This window comes from Labrys sp. HAY1-8F, from assembly GCF_056754975.1.
The window spans coordinates 1,531,749-1,547,235 of sequence record NZ_JBPGWZ010000002.1 but is presented as its reverse complement, the minus strand read 5'-3'; the positions used below and the strand labels follow the sequence as shown (position 1 = coordinate 1,547,235).

Here is a 15,487-nt window from a genome sequence, read left to right as displayed (position 1 = left end):
GGAGCATAGCGGTATCGGCCAGCGTGGGATAGGGGGAGAGGGCAGACTGGCTGGGAACGACGGCTGTCGCCGGCTCTGTCCGCCATGTGAGTCTGCCGGCCCGATCAAGTAGAAGATTTATATTCCCTTCGGGAAGCTAAAGTCCGGCTGTGCAAACAGAACGAATATGGCATAACGAGTCGCGTGTTGTTGCCACTTTCGGCACGGCCAATTGAGGGATCGAACCGATGTCAAAAATTTCCTTCGCGATCATTGCTCTCGTGGTGTCCGCGCTCACCCTGAGCGCCTGCGCCAACACGGTCACCGGTGTCGGCCGGGACGTGAAGTCGACTGGCCGCGCCGTCAAGCACGCGGTGCAATGAGCTAAAGTGCTTTGCGCGTCAGCGTAACCTGCAAGACGGGCAGCGCTCCTTCGATGCTGCCCGCATCATTTGTCTCGAAGACGACAACATCGCCGAAGGCGAATTCGATCGTCGTCCAATCGTGCCGGATAGAGCCGGCACCGAGCGCCACCACCAATCGCAGGTCGCCTTGCGGCAGCGCCAAGCGGCCAGCGGCAAGGTCGTGCCTGGTCACCTGATGGCCAAACCGTCCTCGCCGGGTCATCACGTTGAAGTCGCGGATGGGTCCTTTGGCCAGGCTGGCCGAAACCGGTACGTCGCCGGGAAAGGATAGGGGCGCGGAGGCCGCCGTGAGCGTCACCGTCCCACGCCCCTCGACGGTCATGACCAGGCCTTCACCCTCGATCACGGTCAAAGTGCGGTCGATCCCGGGAAACAGGGAGAAGGGGCCGTCGCTGGCCACCTCCGCCACCGACAGGCGCCAGTCGAAATCGTCGAACCCGGCGCCTTCGGGCGAAACCGCGATCTCCGTCGTGGTGCCTCCGCCATTCTTCCATGGCTTGGGGGTGAGGTCGGCGAAACGGATCAGCTTCATGGCGGGGTTCCGGTGTGCCGGTCTTATCAGCTCCATCGATACATCGATGAAGCGAGGTCGGCATGAACGCAATATGAGTCAGATGCCGGTCCGAAGACCGGCACTCCAACTATTTCAGCGCCCGGGCGAAGACCAGGCAGGCATTGAGGATGCTGCCGAGCGTCTCGCGCAAGGGCTGGGCATAGGCGGCATCGAAGGCAACAGGCCAACCGGCTTCGCTGACCGGGCCGAGTGGCTCGTCGATATAGGAGCGGCAGGCGAGTTCCATCTGCACGGCGTGCACGCCCTTGTCCGGCCGGCCGAGGCTGCGCGTGATGAAGCCGCCCTTGAAGCGCCCGTTCATCACGGTCTCGCGCCCGCTGGAGCGGCAGAGCGCTTCGATGGTCTCGGCCAGGGCAGGATGGCAGGTCGTGCCACCATTGGTGCCGATGTTGAACTCAGGCAGCGTACCCTCGAACAGCCGCGGAATGACCGAGCGGATTGAGTGGCAGTCATAGACGACGAGATTGCGATGGCGTCCCTTCAGCCTGGCGACCTCGTCGGCCAGGGCCTGATGGTAGGGATCGAACCAGGTGGCGCGCCGCTCGGCCACCTCGGCCGCGCCGGGCGCTTCGCCGTCCTTGTAGAGCGGCTCACCGTCGAAGCTGGTGGTCGGGCAGAGCTCCGTGGTGGCCTGTCCGGGATAGAGCGAGACGCCGGAGGGATCGCGGTTGACGTCGATGACCGTGCGCGACATGGGCGTACGGATGACCGTGGCGTCGAGCCCGACGGCGAAGTCGTAAAGCGTCTCGATCCACCAGTCGGTGTCCTTGCGGGCCAGCCAGGGCGAGACCAGCCGCGCTTCGAGCGCGGCCGGGATCTCAGTGCCGGTATGCGGCAGGGAGACCAGCAATGGTGCCTGTCCCTGCCGGATCTTGAGCCAGCCGGGCCGGCTCATGCCGTGCCCTCCACCACGCTTGCGAGCGTCTTCAGGCCGGCGGCCTTCTGCGCAGCGCCGCTCCAGATCAAGGCGGTAGCGGCGGCGATGTCGGGCGCGAAATACCGGTCGTCGCTGAGATGGGCAACCTCGGCCCTCAGCGTTGCCCGGGCCCGCTCGAGCGCTTCGCTCGACGTCAGCGGTGCATGGAAGTCACAGCCCTGCACGGCGGCGAGATATTCGATGCCGATGACATTGGCGGTGTTGCGGCTCATCTCCAGGAGGCGACGGGCGCCATGGGCGGCCATGGAGACGTGGTCCTCCTGGTTGGCCGAGGTCGGAATCGAGTCGACGCTGGCCGGGAAGGCCCTCTGCTTGTTCTCCGAGACCAGCGCGGCAGCGGTGACCTGCGGGATCATGAAGCCGGAGTTGAGGCCTGGTTTGGGCGTGAGGAAGGCCGGCATGCCGGAGAGAGCCGGGTCGACCAGCATGGCGATGCGCCGCTCGCTGATGGAGCCGATCTCGCACAGCGCCATGGCGATCATGTCGGCGGCGAAGGCGACGGGCTCGGCGTGGAAGTTGCCGCCCGAGATCACCTCGCCCGTATCGGTGAAGACCAGCGGATTGTCGGTGACGCCGTTGGCCTCGATCGCCAGCGTCGTGGCGGCCTGGCGCAGCAGATCGAGACAGGCGCCCATCACCTGGGGCTGGCAGCGCAGGCAATAGGGATCCTGCACGCGCTCGTCGCCGGTGAGATGGGAGGCGCGGATGGAGCTGCCTGCCATCAAAGCGCGCAGCGTATCGGCGACCTCGGCCTGGCCGCGATGGCCGCGGACCTTGTGGATGCGCGGATCGAAGGGGCCGTCCGAGCCACGGGCCGCGTCGGTCGAGAGCGCACCGGTCACCAGCGCGCCCTGGAAGACGCGCTCGGCCTGGAACAGGCCGGCCAGCGCCAGGCCGGTGGAAACCTGCGTGCCGTTGAGGAGGGCAAGGCCTTCCTTCGGGCCAAGGACGAGCGGCGACAGCCCGACGCGCTTGAACGCTTCGGTGGCCTCGACCTTCTCGCCCTTCACGAAGAAGGCGCCGACGCCGGTGAGCGCCGCAGTCATATGGGAAAGCGGTGCAAGATCGCCCGAGGCGCCGACGGAACCCTGGCCAGGTACGACGGGGATCAGATCCCTGGCAAGACAGTCACGCAGCATGGTGATGGTCGACCATTGCACGCCCGAAGAGCCCTGGGCGAGGCTGCCGAGCTTGAGAGCCATGATCAGCCGCACGACCTCGACCGGCAGGGGCTCGCCGACGCCGGCGGCATGGGAGAGCACGATGTTGCGCTGGAGGATGGCAAGATCGGCATTCTCGATGCGCACGCTCGCCAGCTTGCCGAAGCCGGTGTTGATGCCATAGACCGGCTCGCCCTTGGCGATGATGTCGGCGACGGCCTTGGCGCTGGCTTCGACCAGCGGGCGGCAGCCTTCGTCCAGGGTGACGGCTGCGCCTTCATAGATGGCCCGCCATTGTGCGAGCGAGACACTGCCGGGACGCAGCAAAACGGGGTTGGTCACTGGCCTCTCCAGATGCGTTGATGTAGCGGATTGAATCCTAGGCGATAGACGAGTTCAGCCGGGCGCTCGATATCCCAGATGGCGAGATCGCATTGTTTGCCGGCTTCGAGCGTGCCGATGTCATGGGCTTTGCCGAGCGCCTTGGCGGCATTGCGGGTGACGCCGGCGATGCATTCGTCGACGGTCATGCGGAACAAGGTGGCGGCCATGTTCATGGTTGTCAGCAGCGAGGTCAGAGGCGAGGTGCCGGGATTGCAGTCCGTCGCCACGGCCATCGGCACCTTGTGAGCCCTGAACAAAGCGATGGGCGGTTGCTTGGTCTCGCGAATGAAGTAGTAGGCGCCGGGCAGGATCACGGCCACCGTGCCGGCCGCATGCATGGCCGCGGCACCTTCCTCATCGGTATATTCGAGATGGTCGGCCGAAAGGGCGCCGTAATCGGCCGCGAGTTTGGCACCATGAAGGTTGGAGAGCTGGTCGGCATGGAGCTTGACCGGCAGGCCCGCCTTCCTGGCTGCGTCGAAGACCTTGCTTATATGCTCGGGCAGGAAGGCGATGCCCTCGCAAAAGCCATCCACGGCGTCGGCGAGCCCTTCTGCAGCCACGGCTGGGAGCATCTCCCGGCAGACGAGGTCGATATAGGCGTCCTTGTCGCCCTTGGCCTCGACGGGCAGGGCGTGGGCGCCAAGGAAGGTGGTTGAAACATTGACCTTGCGCACTTCGCCGAGCTTACGGGCCGCACGCAGCATGGCGAGTTCGGTGCGGGTCTCCAGGCCATAGCCCGATTTCACCTCGACCGTGGTGACGCCCTCGGCGATCAGGTGGTCGAGGCGGGGCAGAGCGCTGGCTAGAAGCTGGTCGTCGCTGGCGGCGCGTGTCGCATTGACCGAGGAAACGATGCCGCCGCCGGCCCGGGCTATCTCTTCATAGCTGGCACCCTTGAGGCGCAGCTCGAATTCATGGGCGCGGTCGCCGCCGAAGACGAGATGGGTATGGCAATCGATCAGGCCGGGCGTGATCCAGCGCCCTTCGAGGTCGACAGTCCTGGCCTTGTCGCGCATCGTGGAGGGCAAGTCGCTCTCGGGACCGGCGAAGACGATGCGCTCGCCCTCGGCAAGCACTGCACCCTGCTCGACGATGCCAAGGCCATCCCCGACCAGGGTTGCCAGGCGCGCATTGCGCCACAAACGGAGCCCATGGCTGTTTGTCGACATCGATTTCTCCACCCTGCTATTATGCGGGAACATGTATAGACATATTAATTGACGCGCAAGTGGAATGATGAAAGTTTAATGCCGATTGGCTTGACCGTGAAAGCAGAACTTGGCGAGGGAAGCGGCGATGGCTAAGCAGGCGGAGTTCTTCGAGATCGTCGAGATTGCGCCGCCCGTCCGGATCGGCCCATATGGCTGGGGGAGCCTATCATGAACAACACCGCCTCCCTCGAGCTGGATGCCAAGGCGCAGACGCTGCATCAGCGCATCCTCGGCGATATCGAGCGCCGCATCGTTTCGGGCGAATGGCCGCCCGGCTATCGCATCCCGTTCGAGACCGAGCTGACCGAGATCTATGGCTGCTCGCGCATGACCGTGAATAAGGTGCTGACACAGCTTGCCGCCGCCGGGCTGATCGAGCGCCGGCGCAAGGCCGGCAGCTTCGTGGCGCAGCCGCGCAGCGAGGCAGCCGTGCTTGCCATTCACGGCATCGAGGCGGAGGTGACCGCGCTTGGGCTGCCCTATCGTTTCGAATTGATGCAACGTCGGCAACGACGGCCTACCCCGGCTGAGCGCCTGACATTCGCTCTGGAAAGTGCGCGGCCGTTGCTGGCGTTGACCTGCCGTCATTTTGCCGGCGACAGCCCGTTCTGCCTGGAGGAACGCCTGATCGATCTCGAGGCGGTGCCGCAGGCCGGTGAAACCGACTTTACCAAGGAGCCGCCCGGCGTCTGGCTCTTGGGCCATGTGCCCTGGACGGTGGCCGAACATCATATCAAGGCAGCGGCGGCACGCGGGGAGGAAGCGGCCTTGCTGAAGCTGGAGCCTGGCAGCGCCTGCCTGGTGGTGGAGCGGCGCACCTGGCGCGGCGACCAGTTCGTCACGGCGGTTCGCTTCACCTACCCGGGTGATCGCCATCAATTGGTTGCGCGTTTCTCGCCGTCCTGAGAATGGTGCTGCTGCTTCCGGCAAACCCGTTTGCGGGGGCTGGCCGTTACTCGCCATCGGGGTATAGAGTTTGCGCAAAGCCGACTCGTAGGACCAATCCGGGAGGACCGCAGATGACAAGGGCCGAGGCCGCATGAGCGCAGCGCAAGCCATTGCGCTGAAGGGCGTTTCGATTTCATTCGCGACCAGGGATTCGCGTTTCGATGCCGTTGATGCCGTTGACCTTGTGGTGGGCGATCACGAGTTCGTCGCCATCGTCGGGCCTACAGGCTGCGGCAAGTCCACGCTGCTCAATGCCACGGCCGGGCTGCTGACCCCGGTGGCCGGAACGGTCGAGGTCTTCGGCAAGCCGCTCAAGGGCTTGAACGGGCAGGCCGGCTATCTCTTCCAGCAGGAATCGCTGATGCCCTGGAAGACCGTCCTGCAGAATGTCGCCATTGGCCTGGAAGTTGCCGGCACGCCGTCCGAAAAGGCGAGGAAGGCGGCGCAGAGCTGGCTGGAGCGGGTCGGTCTCGCCCGTTTTGGCGATCGTTATCCGCGCATGCTGTCCGGCGGGCAGCGCAAGCGCGTCGGGCTGGCGCAGGTGCTCATCCGCAATCCCAAGCTGCTGCTCATGGACGAGCCCTTCGGGCCGCTCGATGCGCAGACCCGTCTGGTCATGGGCGATCTGCTCCTGAAGCTCTGGTCCGAAGACCGCAAGGCGGTGATGTTCGTTACCCACGACCTCGACGAGGCAATCGCACTGGCCGATCGCATCGTCATCATGTCGGCCGGCCCGAAGGCGCGCATCATCGGGGATTTCGCCGTGCCACTGCCCCGGCCTCGCGCCATAGCGGAAATTCGCCACGATCCCGCTTTCATCCGCCTGCATCGCGACATCTGGGATGCCCTGCGCGACGAGGTGATGAAGGCCTACAGCTAGTTCGCTGGCTTTTTCCATGTCTTCGATATCTTCACGACACCCTGATATCTTCACGACACCCTTGGGACTCCAATGAACAACAAGATCGTTTTGCTCGTCCTGCAGGTTCTTGTCGCGGTCATCGGCATCACTGTTTGGCACGTCGCCTCGACGACCTCGCTGTTCGGTTCGCCCAAGACGGTGGCGTTCTTCTTCGCCGATCCGCTCAGCGTCTGGAACAGGATCGTGGAATGGTTCACCGACGGCTCCATCTGGTATCATTTGTGGGTCACCCTGGCTGAATCGGCGTTGGCCTTCCTGTTCGGTGGGTTGGGCGGCGTGGTTCTCGGCTTCTGGTTCGCGCGCCAGCCCGTGGTCGCCGCCATTTTCGACCCTTATGTCAAGGCCGCCAATGCGCTGCCCCGGGTGGTGCTGGCGCCGATCTTCGCTTTGTGGTTCGGCCTCGGCATCTGGTCGAAGGTGGCCCTCGGCTTCACCCTCGTGTTCTTCATCGTCTTCTTCAACGTCTATCAGGGCGTCAAGGAAGTGAGCCCGGCCGTGCTCTCCAATGCCCGCATGCTCGGCATGAACGAGCGCCAGCTGCTACGCCACGTCTATCTGCCTTCGGCGATGTCCTGGGTGTTCTCCAGCCTGCATACCTCTGTCGGTTTTGCCGTGGTCGGCGCGGTGGTGGGGGAATATCTCGGCTCCTCGGCGGGCCTGGGCTATCTCATCCAGCAGGCCGAGGGCGTATTCGACGTCACCGGCGTCTTCGCCGGCATGTTCGTCCTGATGGCCTTCGTTCTGATCGTCGACTGGCTGATGACGGCGGTGGAGCGCCGCCTTCTGGTCTGGCGCGGCTAAATGATATTGGAAATCGAATTGGGAGGAAAAAACATGAAACGCAGAACTTTCCTGATCGGCGCTGGCGGCATGGTGTTCGGTGCCTCGCTCGGCGGAGCGCTGCCGGCCTTCGCCGAGGATGCCAAGCCGGAGAAGCCCGATCTGACCATTGGCGTCGGCGGCAAGCCATTGCTCTATTATCTGCCGCTGACGGTGGCCGAGCAGAAGGGCTTCTTCAAGGAGGAGGGGCTCAGCGTCACCATCAACGATTTCGCCGGTGGTTCCAAATCCCTGCAGGCGCTGGTCGGTGGCTCGGTGGACGTGGTGACGGGTGCTTACGAGCACACCATCCGCATGCAGAACAAGGGGCAGGATATCGTCGCGGTCTGCGACCTCGGCCGCTTCCCTGGCATCGTGATCGCGGTGCGCAAGAGCCTGGCCGGCGAGATCAAGACCATTGCCGATCTCAAGGGCCGCAAGATCGGAGTTACCGCGCCGGGGTCCTCCACGGCTCTCCTGCTGCAATATGCCTTGCACAAGAACGGGCTGGCCTCGGCCGATGTCGCGCAGATCGGCATCGGTGGCGGAGCCAGCGCCGTTGCTGCCATCAAGAATGGCGGCATTGACGGGCTGTCGCATCTCGATCCGGTGATCAGCCAGCTGCAGCATGACGATGACATTGCCATCGTGCTCGACACGCGCACGGAGGAGGGCACCAAGGCCCTGTTCGGCGGCACCAATCCGGCGGCAACCGTCTATCTGAAGCAGTCTTTCGCGCAGGAGAACCCCGTGACCACACAGCGCGTGGTCAACGCCATGATGAAGGCTCTGAAATGGCTCGGCCAGGCCAAGCCGGAGGACGTCGCCGATATCGTGCCGAAGGAATATCTGCTGGGCAATCGTGACCTCTATATGCAGGCGTTCCAGAACTCGCGGCAGATGTATTCGCCGGACGGCATGGTCACCAAGGACGGCTATGAGTCGATGATGAATGCGCTCAAGGCCCTCGACCCTGAACTCGCCAACGCCAACGTTCCCTACGAAAAGACCTTCGATCCGAGCTTCGTCAAGGCGGCCAAGATCTGACGTTTGAGACGTGACGGATAGGAAGTGTCAGCCCCCTGGCTGACATCTGGAAACGAAACGCTCGCCGGCAAGCATCGTGTCAGCCAGGAGGCTGACACTGCGCCGCAACTGCAGGGCTAGCTCAGCGGCAGGCGACGGAACACGCCGGGGCGATCCGGGTCGTGATATTTGTTATAGGGACCATCATCGAGGAAGAGTTGATGCAAATGCCTCAGTTTGTCCTGTGACAGCGTCACGCCGAGGCCCGGCCCCTCCGGTACCGGCACGACATTGTTCTTGGGACGAAACGGACCTTCCTCGATGACGTCGAGCGGCTGCATGCGGAACAGCGACTGGTTGGGTTCGCGGATATGCGGCATGGCCGCGCACAGATGCAGATAGGCGGCGCTCGCCACCCCTGAATCGCCGGAATAGCACCAGAAATCGAGGCCGAGCTGCTCGCAGGCGCCGACGAAGCGCATGGTGCGGGCAATGCCGCCATGGGTCGCGATATCGGTGACCACGGCATCGGGCACGCCTAGATGTGCCGCCTGGCGCAAGTCGAGGCTGTGGACCGAGAAGGGAATCGATGTGTGCTGGCGCAGGGCCTTGAGGTCATAGAGCGAGCCGCACGGATCCTCCCAGTTGCGGATGTTGAGCGGCTCGAGTTCCCGCGCGATCTGGCGCGCCGAGGTCAGCGAATGAGCCATGTTGCCATCGATGCGCAGCATGGCGCCAGGTCCGAGCGCCTCGCGCAGCAATTCCATCATGCGTACGCTGGGGCCGATATCGGCGGTGTAGAACTTGCCCTCGAAAAAAGTGGTGCCATGCGCTTCCCTGAGGCCAAGGCAATAGTCCACGACCGCTTCCGGCGTGGTCTCTCCGCCATCGGGTCCGGCCTTCTCGCGGAAGGAGAAATAATCGGTGACCGGGATGGCCTTGCGCACCGCACCGCCGAGCAGCGCATAGAGAGGCAGGTTCCAAAGCTTGCCGCGCAGGTCCCATAGCGCCATCTCGATGCCGCCGAAGGCGCGAATGAGATTGTAGTCGATATTGTTGGAAACGCCCTGCCAACTCGGCAGCGAGATCAATTCGGCCCCGGCGATGTCGAGGGGATCGCGCCCGACGAGGCGGGGGCCGAGGCTCAGATTGATGATCGCCGCATGTGCATAGGAGGGTGCTTCGCCGATGCCGGTGAAGCCTTCATCGGTCTCGACCTCGACGATGGCTTTGGAAAAGCCGGCCAGCGAGCCGTAGGACCACAGATAGGGCGCCTCCAGCGGTATGTTGACGGGGGTGGCCCGGACCGCCGTGATCTTCATCCTGCACTCCTATTTTGTATAGGCATAAGTCGGCGTGAGGAATTTGGGAAGGCTGAGGATACAAGGGCGGCCTTCGGCCCGCGCCCGGGACTCCGATCGCCGGCCGCGTCTTCGACAGCCTTGACGGTCCGGCCCGAATGGTGCCGGCTTTGCCCTCGCAACCCCGCACGGGCAGGCGCCCCAAAATCCCCTCTGGACTCAGTCTTTCTCCAAGGGAATAAAAAGCTGCCAGAAGAGTTTATAGCAGGCTGGATTCGGCTTTGGCCGCATCCGCAGCGGCAATCTTGATGGAAGATTGTCGCAATACCGGGGGAAATGCCATGAAATATCTGCTTCTGCTGGTACCTTGCGTACTGGCATTGCTGACACCGCTCTATAACAGCATCGATCCCGTGCTGTTCGGAGTGCCCTTCTTCTATTTCTACCTCCTCGTCCTGGTGCCGATTTCGTCGCTGTTCGTCTACCTCGCCTGGAAGGTTGAACGCTGATGCTGGACAATCTCAATTGGACGGCGGCGATGGTGTTCGTCTTCTTCTTCGCTGTCGTGACCGTGGTTGGCTTCGTGGCGGCACGCTGGAAGGCGGGGGATCTCGATCAGTTGCACGAATGGGGCCTCGGCGGCCGGCGCTTCGGTGCCTGGATCACCTGGTTCCTGCTGGGTGGCGATCTCTATACGGCCTACACCGTCATCGCCGTGCCGGGCTTGATGTACGCGCTCGGCGCCTATGGCTTCTTCGCCGTACCCTACACCATTCTGATCTATCCGCTGATCTTCCTGATCATGCCGCGGCTGTGGAACGCCACGCACAAGCATGGCTATCTCACCGGCGCCGATTTCATCGCCGGGCGCTACGGCAATCGCTGGCTGGAACTGGCGGTAGCCTTCACCGGTATCCTCGCGACCATGCCTTATATCGCCCTTCAGCTCGTCGGCATGGAGAAGGTGATCCAGGCCCTCGGCTTCTCGGCAACGGGCATGGCCTCGCACCTTCCCCTGACGATCGCCTTCATCATCCTGGCGCTCTACACCTATAAGAGCGGGTTGCGTGCGCCGGCGATGATCGCCTTCGTCAAGGACATCATGATCTATATCTTCGTGATCGCCGCGGTCATCGTCATCCCCTATCAGCTCGGCGGTTTCGGTTCGATCTTCGAGAAGGCGAAACTCGTCTATGACGCCAAGGCAGCCGCCGCCGTTGCCGCCGGCAAGCCGGCAGCCGTGGGTCTCACCCTGGCGCCTTCGCAGATCTGGCCCTTCATCACGCTGTCGATCGGCTCGGCCATGGCGCTGTTCATGTATCCGCACGCCCTCACGGGCACGCTGTCGGCCACAGGACCGAACGCCATCCGTCGCAATGCGGTGTCGCTGCCGGCCTATTCGCTGGTGCTCGGCCTCATCGCGCTTCTGGGCGTGATGGCAGTCGCCGCCGACATCAAGACCGACGATGCCCAGGCGGCGATCCCGCTGCTGGTCAACAAAATGTTCCCCGATTGGTTCGCCGGCTTCTGCTTTGCGGCTATCGCCATCGGCGCCCTGGTGCCGGCGGCGGTGATGTCGATCGGGGCTGCCAATACCTTCACGCGCAATGTCTGGAAGCCCTTCATCGAGCCGGATATGTCGTCGCAGAAGGAATCCTACCTTGCCAAGCTGATGAGCCTGATCGTCAAGGTCGGCGCCTTGGTGGTGATCGTGTTCCTGCCGACCAAATTCGCCATCGATCTGCAATTGCTCGGCGGCGTTTGGATGATCCAGATCTTCCCCGCCTTGGTGGCAGGCCTTTATACGCGCTGGTTCAATGGCTGGGCCTTGCTGATCGGCTGGGCGGTGGGCATGCTGGCCGGCAGTTATATGGCCTGGGGGCCAACCTCCGTGGTCTCGACCTACACCCTGTTCGGCACCTCCTTCTATATCGGTGTGATCGCCGTGGTGCTGAATTTCGTCGTCTCCGTGGTGCTGACCATGGTGCTGGGCTCCTCGGCGCAGGACGAAACGACGGCGGCGGACTATGAGGACGCCGTCACCACGCCCTGAAAGGGGTCGCAATCGAGGCGGGAGAGGCCGGCGGTGACGCCGGCCTTTTCATGTCCGCCGGATGTATGGTGGTTGAACAATTGGCCCGGGCCGGGCAGTTTGTCTGATGAATGATTGCGGATTCGCTTTTCCTCAGTATTGGAGCCACCTATGACTTATGTCGCGGATGAGGCGCGTTACGACGCCATGCAATATCGCCGGTCCGGCCGCTCGGGCCTGCAGCTTCCGGCTCTTTCGCTGGGCCTGTGGCATAATTTCGGTGGCGACATCCCTTTCGAGAATGCCAGGGCGCTCTGCCGCAGGGCCTTCGACCTCGGCATTACCCATTTCGACCTAGCCAATAATTACGGGCCGCCGCCCGGCTCGGCCGAAGAGACCTTCGGGCGCATCCTCAGGACGGACTTCGCCCATCATCGCGACGAACTGGTGATCTCCACCAAGGCCGGCTATCGCATGTGGCCCGGCCCCTATGGCGAGTGGGGCAGCCGCAAATATCTGCTCTCCAGCCTGGATGCCAGTCTCAAGCGGATGGGTATCGAGACGGTCGACATCTTCTATTCCCACCGCTTCGATCCGAACACGCCTCTGGAAGAGACTATGACCGCGCTGCATGACGCGGTGCGCCAGGGCAAGGCCCATTATGCCGGTATCTCGTCCTATAGTGCCGAGAGGACCAGGGAGGCGGCTGCGATCCTGCGCCGTCTGGGCACGCCGCTGCTTATCCATCAGCCGAGTTATTCGATGCTCAATCGCTGGGTCGAGAAGGACAGCCTGCTCGACCAGCTCGAAGCCGACGGCGCTGGCTGCATCGCCTTCACGCCGCTGGCACAGGGCTTGCTGACCAACAAATATCTCAGCGTGACCGGCATTCCCGCCGACAGCCGCGCTGCGGCCGGCAAGTCGCTCTCGCCCGATCAACTCACCGAAACGAATCTGACCAGGCTGCGGGCCCTCGATGCGATCGCTCGCCGCCGCGGCCAGACCCTGGCCCAGATGGCGATCGCCTGGGTCCTCAGGGACGGTCGCATGACCTCGGCGCTGATCGGGGCCAGCCGCCCAGGCCAGATCGAGGACTGCGTCGGCGCCTTGAAGAATCTCGCTTTCTCCGCCGAGGAGCTGGCGGAGATCGACCACTATGCCGAGGAAGGCAACGTCAATCTCTGGGCGGCATCGAGCAAGAGCTGATCCCCGACCTGGCGACGATCAACCTGCAACGGGCCACTTTGTGGCCCGTTATGTTGTGATGGTTTACCAAGGAAATAGGAATTTGCTTCCGTAGTGTTGCCGTCGATGTATTGGTAGCTCGTCAATAAAGAAATAATCCTGTTTTTTCAGTCAATAGTATATCGGTGATTAGTGTTCGATTGCCTTCCAAGGCGGAAAATATCTGAGAATATGGACAATATGTAGAAATTGTGGCAGTGATTTCTTGCCGATCAACGTCGTGATAAGGTGGGGATCATGAAGAAAATCGTTTTAGCGGCACTCTTTCTTGCGCCAATGCCGGCACTTTCAGCAGACCTTGCGCCGGCGCCTGTGGAACCTATTGTGCCTGTGACGCCCTTTAGCTGGACCGGCTTTTATGTCGGTGCCCATATCGGCTATGGTTGGGGACGGGAAAAGGACGATTTGAGCAGGTCGACGCCCGTGCCGGCCGATAACTTCAACGTCAATGGTGTGCTCGGCGGCCTGCACGCCGGCTACAATGAACAATTCTCCAACAATATCGTCGTCGGTCTGGAAGGCGACATCGACCTCAGCAGTATCAAGGGCAGCCATACGGTCATCGACGCCCAGAACGGCAACAGCCGGCTGCATATGACCAATCGCTGGCAGGGATCGGTCCGCGCGCGTCTGGGCTATGCCTTCGACCGTATTCTCGTCTATGCCACCGGCGGCGTCGCCTTCGGCGATATCCGTGAACGCTGGAACCTCTTCGATGGTGACGTCGTGGGTTCCTCCACCAAGACCAAGGTGGGCTGGACCGCCGGCGCCGGTGTGGAATATGCCTTTACCGACAACTGGATCGGACGCGTCGAGGTCCGCTACACCGATTTCGGCAAGTCGCGCTTCCGCGTAGCGCCCGACACCCGCTTCAAGGCCGGCTTTCATGAGACCGTTGCCATGGTCGGCGTCAGCTACAAATTCTGAGTCGTCTGAGCAGGGGCGAGACAGCCCCTGCGTCGCCCTTTCGCCACCTTCCGCCTCCCGTACTAGCCCGCTAAGCTGACGCCGATGGGAGACGGACGGCCTGCATGAAATCGATTCTGTTCTATGTCCTGGCGGCGGCCGGCGAGATTGCCGGCTGCTACGCCTTCTGGGGCTGGCTGCGCCTCGGCAAGCCGGCCTGGTGGCTGGTGCCTGGCGTGGCAGCCCTCATTGCCTTCGCCCTTCTGCTCTCGCGGGTCGAAACCGATGCGGCCGGGCGGGCCTATGCCGCCTATGGCGGGATCTATATCGCCGCCTCGCTGCTCTGGCTGTGGGGCGTCGAAGGGATCAGGCCCGATCACTGGGATCTGATCGGAGGGGTTCTGTGCCTGGCCGGCATGGCCGTCATCCTGTTCGCACCACATCGCATCGCCTGAAGCGGCCGCTTCACCCGGCCAGTTGGCGACCTCCCACCCACACGCCGCGCGCGGTCAGATGCTCGTCGAGATGCACGATATCGGCACGATAGCGCGGAGCCAGCCGTCCCCGGCGGCTGTCGAGGCGGAGGAACTGGGCGGGATAGAGGCTGGCCATGCGCAGGGCCTCCCCGAGATCGACGCCAAGATGGCCGACGCTGTAGCGCAACGCCGCGTCCATGGTGAGGTCGGAGCCGGCCAGCGTGCCGTCTTCCAGCGTCAGGGCGCCGTTGCGCCGCGTCACCTTGCGTCCATTGAGATAGAAGACGTCGTTGGCATCGCCAGCAGTGGGCATGGCGTCGGTGACGAGGAAGAGCCGCCCCGGTGCCTTTTTCGCGCGCAAGGCGAGCGAGAGCGAGCCTGGATGCACATGGAGACCGTCGGCGATGATGCCGACCCACAACCCGCCATGGTCGAGCGCGGCGCCGGTGACGCCGGGGTGACGACCCTGCAAGGGCGACATCGCGTTGAAGAGATGGGTGATGCCGGTGGCGCCGGCATCCGCTGCCGCCATCACTGCCTCATAGCTGGTATCGGTATGGCCGAGGCTGACGATCACGCCCCCATCCGCCAGGCGCCGGATCAGGTGAAGCGGCGCATTCTCCGGCGCCACGGTGAGCAGGACGGTCTCGATGCCGCTGCCGAGAATGAGCTCGACATCCGTGTCCGTCAGCGGCCGGATCAGGGCCGGGTCATGGGCGCCCTTGCGCGGCACCGAAAGGAAGGGCCCCTCCAGATGAATGCCGGCCATGCCTGGCACCCCATCGGCGATCGCCTGGCGGGCGGCGGTGATGGCGCTCTTCATTCCATCGGCCGTGTCGGTGATGTAGGTCGGCAGCAGGGCGGTGCTGCCATGGCGCCGATGCGCTGCGACCATGCCCGCAAGCGTCGCCACGTCGGGTGACTGGTTGAACAGGAAGCCGCCGCCGCCATTGACCTGGGCGTCGACGAAACCGGGTGCCAGCAGCCCGGAGGGCAGGGTGGTCACGGCGGCATGGGAAGGAATGTCGAACCGCGGCACCAGGCCGACGATCACATCGGCCTCCACCAGGACGGCGTGGCCCTCGATAAAGGTTTCGCCGTTGAACAGGCGCGGGGCGGTGAGAGCGTTTAGAGACATC

16 protein-coding genes are annotated in these 15,487 nt (G+C 63.3%); 10 read left to right on the top strand and 6 right to left on the bottom strand.

The window, feature by feature from the left end:
• Window positions 1-227 precede the first annotated feature (227 nt).
• The gene (locus ACR9ZN_RS16135) at window positions 228-362 is read left to right on the top strand and encodes an EncA/B family entericidin (protein WP_434957409.1); all 135 of its coding nucleotides are present in this window, start codon (window positions 228-230) and stop codon (window positions 360-362) included.
• A gap of 1 nt (window position 363) precedes the next feature.
• Here the strand turns inward: ACR9ZN_RS16135 and ACR9ZN_RS16130 are convergent, their stop codons facing one another.
• The 4 genes from ACR9ZN_RS16130 to hutI all read right to left on the bottom strand — a co-directional run bounded on the left by ACR9ZN_RS16130 (window position 364) and on the right by hutI (window position 4,631).
• On the bottom strand, window positions 364-936 hold the full coding sequence (locus ACR9ZN_RS16130; RefSeq protein ID WP_454815019.1) for a HutD/Ves family protein: 573 nt from the start codon (window positions 934-936) through the stop codon (window positions 364-366).
• 109 nt (window positions 937-1,045) lie between these two features.
• Window positions 1,046-1,873 carry an N-formylglutamate deformylase gene (gene hutG, locus ACR9ZN_RS16125; RefSeq protein ID WP_454815017.1) on the bottom strand — a complete coding sequence of 276 codons (828 nt, stop codon included), beginning with the start codon at window positions 1,871-1,873 and terminating at the stop codon, window positions 1,046-1,048.
• Window positions 1,870-3,417, bottom strand: coding sequence for a histidine ammonia-lyase (gene hutH, locus ACR9ZN_RS16120; protein ID WP_481272663.1), 1,548 nt, complete (start codon window positions 3,415-3,417; stop codon window positions 1,870-1,872). Before hutH ends, hutG begins: the two co-directional genes overlap by 4 nt.
• Window positions 3,414-4,631, bottom strand: coding sequence for an imidazolonepropionase (gene hutI, locus ACR9ZN_RS16115; protein ID WP_481272662.1), 1,218 nt, complete (start codon window positions 4,629-4,631; stop codon window positions 3,414-3,416). The genes hutH and hutI overlap by 4 nt, the downstream gene beginning before the upstream one ends.
• A 210-nt stretch (window positions 4,632-4,841) precedes the next feature.
• Between hutI and hutC the strand changes: the two genes are divergently transcribed.
• The 4 genes from hutC (at window position 4,842) to ACR9ZN_RS16095 (ending at window position 8,409) form a co-directional block, all read left to right on the top strand.
• Window positions 4,842-5,579: a histidine utilization repressor gene (gene hutC / locus ACR9ZN_RS16110; protein ID WP_454815011.1), complete on the top strand. Its 738-nt coding sequence runs from the start codon at window positions 4,842-4,844 to the stop codon at window positions 5,577-5,579.
• 133 nt (window positions 5,580-5,712) lie between these two features.
• Window positions 5,713-6,501 carry an ABC transporter ATP-binding protein gene (locus ACR9ZN_RS16105; RefSeq protein ID WP_481272661.1) on the top strand — a complete coding sequence of 263 codons (789 nt, stop codon included), beginning with the start codon at window positions 5,713-5,715 and terminating at the stop codon, window positions 6,499-6,501.
• Window positions 6,502-6,573: 72 nt separating this feature from the next.
• Window positions 6,574-7,344 carry an ABC transporter permease gene (locus ACR9ZN_RS16100; RefSeq protein ID WP_434957402.1) on the top strand — a complete coding sequence of 257 codons (771 nt, stop codon included), beginning with the start codon at window positions 6,574-6,576 and terminating at the stop codon, window positions 7,342-7,344.
• Window positions 7,345-7,377: 33 nt separating this feature from the next.
• Window positions 7,378-8,409, top strand: coding sequence for an ABC transporter substrate-binding protein (locus ACR9ZN_RS16095; protein WP_454815008.1), 1,032 nt, complete (start codon window positions 7,378-7,380; stop codon window positions 8,407-8,409).
• Window positions 8,410-8,525: 116 nt separating this feature from the next.
• Here ACR9ZN_RS16095 and ACR9ZN_RS16090 read toward each other — a convergent pair whose 3' ends face one another.
• Window positions 8,526-9,710: a mandelate racemase/muconate lactonizing enzyme family protein gene (locus ACR9ZN_RS16090; RefSeq protein ID WP_481272660.1), complete on the bottom strand. Its 1,185-nt coding sequence runs from the start codon at window positions 9,708-9,710 to the stop codon at window positions 8,526-8,528.
• Window positions 9,711-10,030: 320 nt separating this feature from the next.
• On the opposite strand from ACR9ZN_RS16090, the gene ACR9ZN_RS16085 reads away from it, so the two are divergent.
• The 5 genes from ACR9ZN_RS16085 to ACR9ZN_RS16065 all read left to right on the top strand — a co-directional run bounded on the left by ACR9ZN_RS16085 (window position 10,031) and on the right by ACR9ZN_RS16065 (window position 14,327).
• A complete protein-coding gene (locus tag ACR9ZN_RS16085) occupies window positions 10,031-10,198 on the top strand; it encodes a DUF3311 domain-containing protein (RefSeq protein WP_434957399.1) in 168 nt (55 codons plus the stop codon).
• Window positions 10,198-11,742 (top strand): monocarboxylate uptake permease MctP, encoded by a 1,545-nt coding sequence (mctP, locus tag ACR9ZN_RS16080; RefSeq protein ID WP_441772091.1) that lies wholly within the window; start codon window positions 10,198-10,200, stop codon window positions 11,740-11,742. The genes ACR9ZN_RS16085 and mctP overlap by 1 nt, the downstream gene beginning before the upstream one ends.
• 150 nt (window positions 11,743-11,892) lie before the next feature.
• On the top strand, window positions 11,893-12,927 hold the full coding sequence (mgrA, locus tag ACR9ZN_RS16075; RefSeq protein ID WP_481272659.1) for an L-glyceraldehyde 3-phosphate reductase: 1,035 nt from the start codon (window positions 11,893-11,895) through the stop codon (window positions 12,925-12,927).
• A gap of 363 nt (window positions 12,928-13,290) precedes the next feature.
• On the top strand, window positions 13,291-13,893 hold the full coding sequence (locus tag ACR9ZN_RS16070) for an outer membrane protein (RefSeq protein ID WP_475422023.1): 603 nt from the start codon (window positions 13,291-13,293) through the stop codon (window positions 13,891-13,893).
• 104 nt (window positions 13,894-13,997) lie between these two features.
• Window positions 13,998-14,327, top strand: a complete 330-nt coding sequence (locus ACR9ZN_RS16065) for a YnfA family protein (RefSeq protein ID WP_434957395.1) — start codon at window positions 13,998-14,000, stop codon at window positions 14,325-14,327.
• Between the two features lie 10 nt (window positions 14,328-14,337).
• On the opposite strand, the gene nagA is transcribed toward ACR9ZN_RS16065, so the two are convergent.
• On the bottom strand, window positions 14,338-15,486 hold the full coding sequence (gene nagA / locus ACR9ZN_RS16060) for an N-acetylglucosamine-6-phosphate deacetylase (protein ID WP_454814999.1): 1,149 nt from the start codon (window positions 15,484-15,486) through the stop codon (window positions 14,338-14,340).
• Between the last annotated feature and the right edge of the window lies 1 nt (window position 15,487).

What these genes read in the sequence shown, in the direction of transcription:
- ACR9ZN_RS16135 (WP_434957409.1), top strand. Translation starts at nt 228, where the DNA reads ATGTCAAAAATTTCCTTCGCGATCATTGCTCTCGTGGTGTCCGCGCTC.
- ACR9ZN_RS16130 (WP_454815019.1), bottom strand. Translation starts at nt 936, where the DNA reads ATGAAGCTGATCCGTTTCGCCGACCTCACCCCCAAGCCATGGAAGAAT.
- hutG (WP_454815017.1), bottom strand. Translation starts at nt 1,873, where the DNA reads ATGAGCCGGCCCGGCTGGCTCAAGATCCGGCAGGGACAGGCACCATTG.
- hutI (WP_481272662.1), bottom strand. Translation starts at nt 4,631, where the DNA reads ATGTCGACAAACAGCCATGGGCTCCGTTTGTGGCGCAATGCGCGCCTG.
- hutC (WP_454815011.1), top strand. Translation starts at nt 4,842, where the DNA reads ATGAACAACACCGCCTCCCTCGAGCTGGATGCCAAGGCGCAGACGCTG.
- ACR9ZN_RS16105 (WP_481272661.1), top strand. Translation starts at nt 5,713, where the DNA reads ATGAGCGCAGCGCAAGCCATTGCGCTGAAGGGCGTTTCGATTTCATTC.
- ACR9ZN_RS16100 (WP_434957402.1), top strand. Translation starts at nt 6,574, where the DNA reads ATGAACAACAAGATCGTTTTGCTCGTCCTGCAGGTTCTTGTCGCGGTC.
- ACR9ZN_RS16095 (WP_454815008.1), top strand. Translation starts at nt 7,378, where the DNA reads ATGAAACGCAGAACTTTCCTGATCGGCGCTGGCGGCATGGTGTTCGGT.
- ACR9ZN_RS16090 (WP_481272660.1), bottom strand. Translation starts at nt 9,710, where the DNA reads ATGAAGATCACGGCGGTCCGGGCCACCCCCGTCAACATACCGCTGGAG.
- ACR9ZN_RS16085 (WP_434957399.1), top strand. Translation starts at nt 10,031, where the DNA reads ATGAAATATCTGCTTCTGCTGGTACCTTGCGTACTGGCATTGCTGACA.
- mctP (WP_441772091.1), top strand. Translation starts at nt 10,198, where the DNA reads ATGCTGGACAATCTCAATTGGACGGCGGCGATGGTGTTCGTCTTCTTC.
- mgrA (WP_481272659.1), top strand. Translation starts at nt 11,893, where the DNA reads ATGACTTATGTCGCGGATGAGGCGCGTTACGACGCCATGCAATATCGC.
- ACR9ZN_RS16065 (WP_434957395.1), top strand. Translation starts at nt 13,998, where the DNA reads ATGAAATCGATTCTGTTCTATGTCCTGGCGGCGGCCGGCGAGATTGCC.
- nagA (WP_454814999.1), bottom strand. Translation starts at nt 15,486, where the DNA reads ATGTCTCTAAACGCTCTCACCGCCCCGCGCCTGTTCAACGGCGAAACC.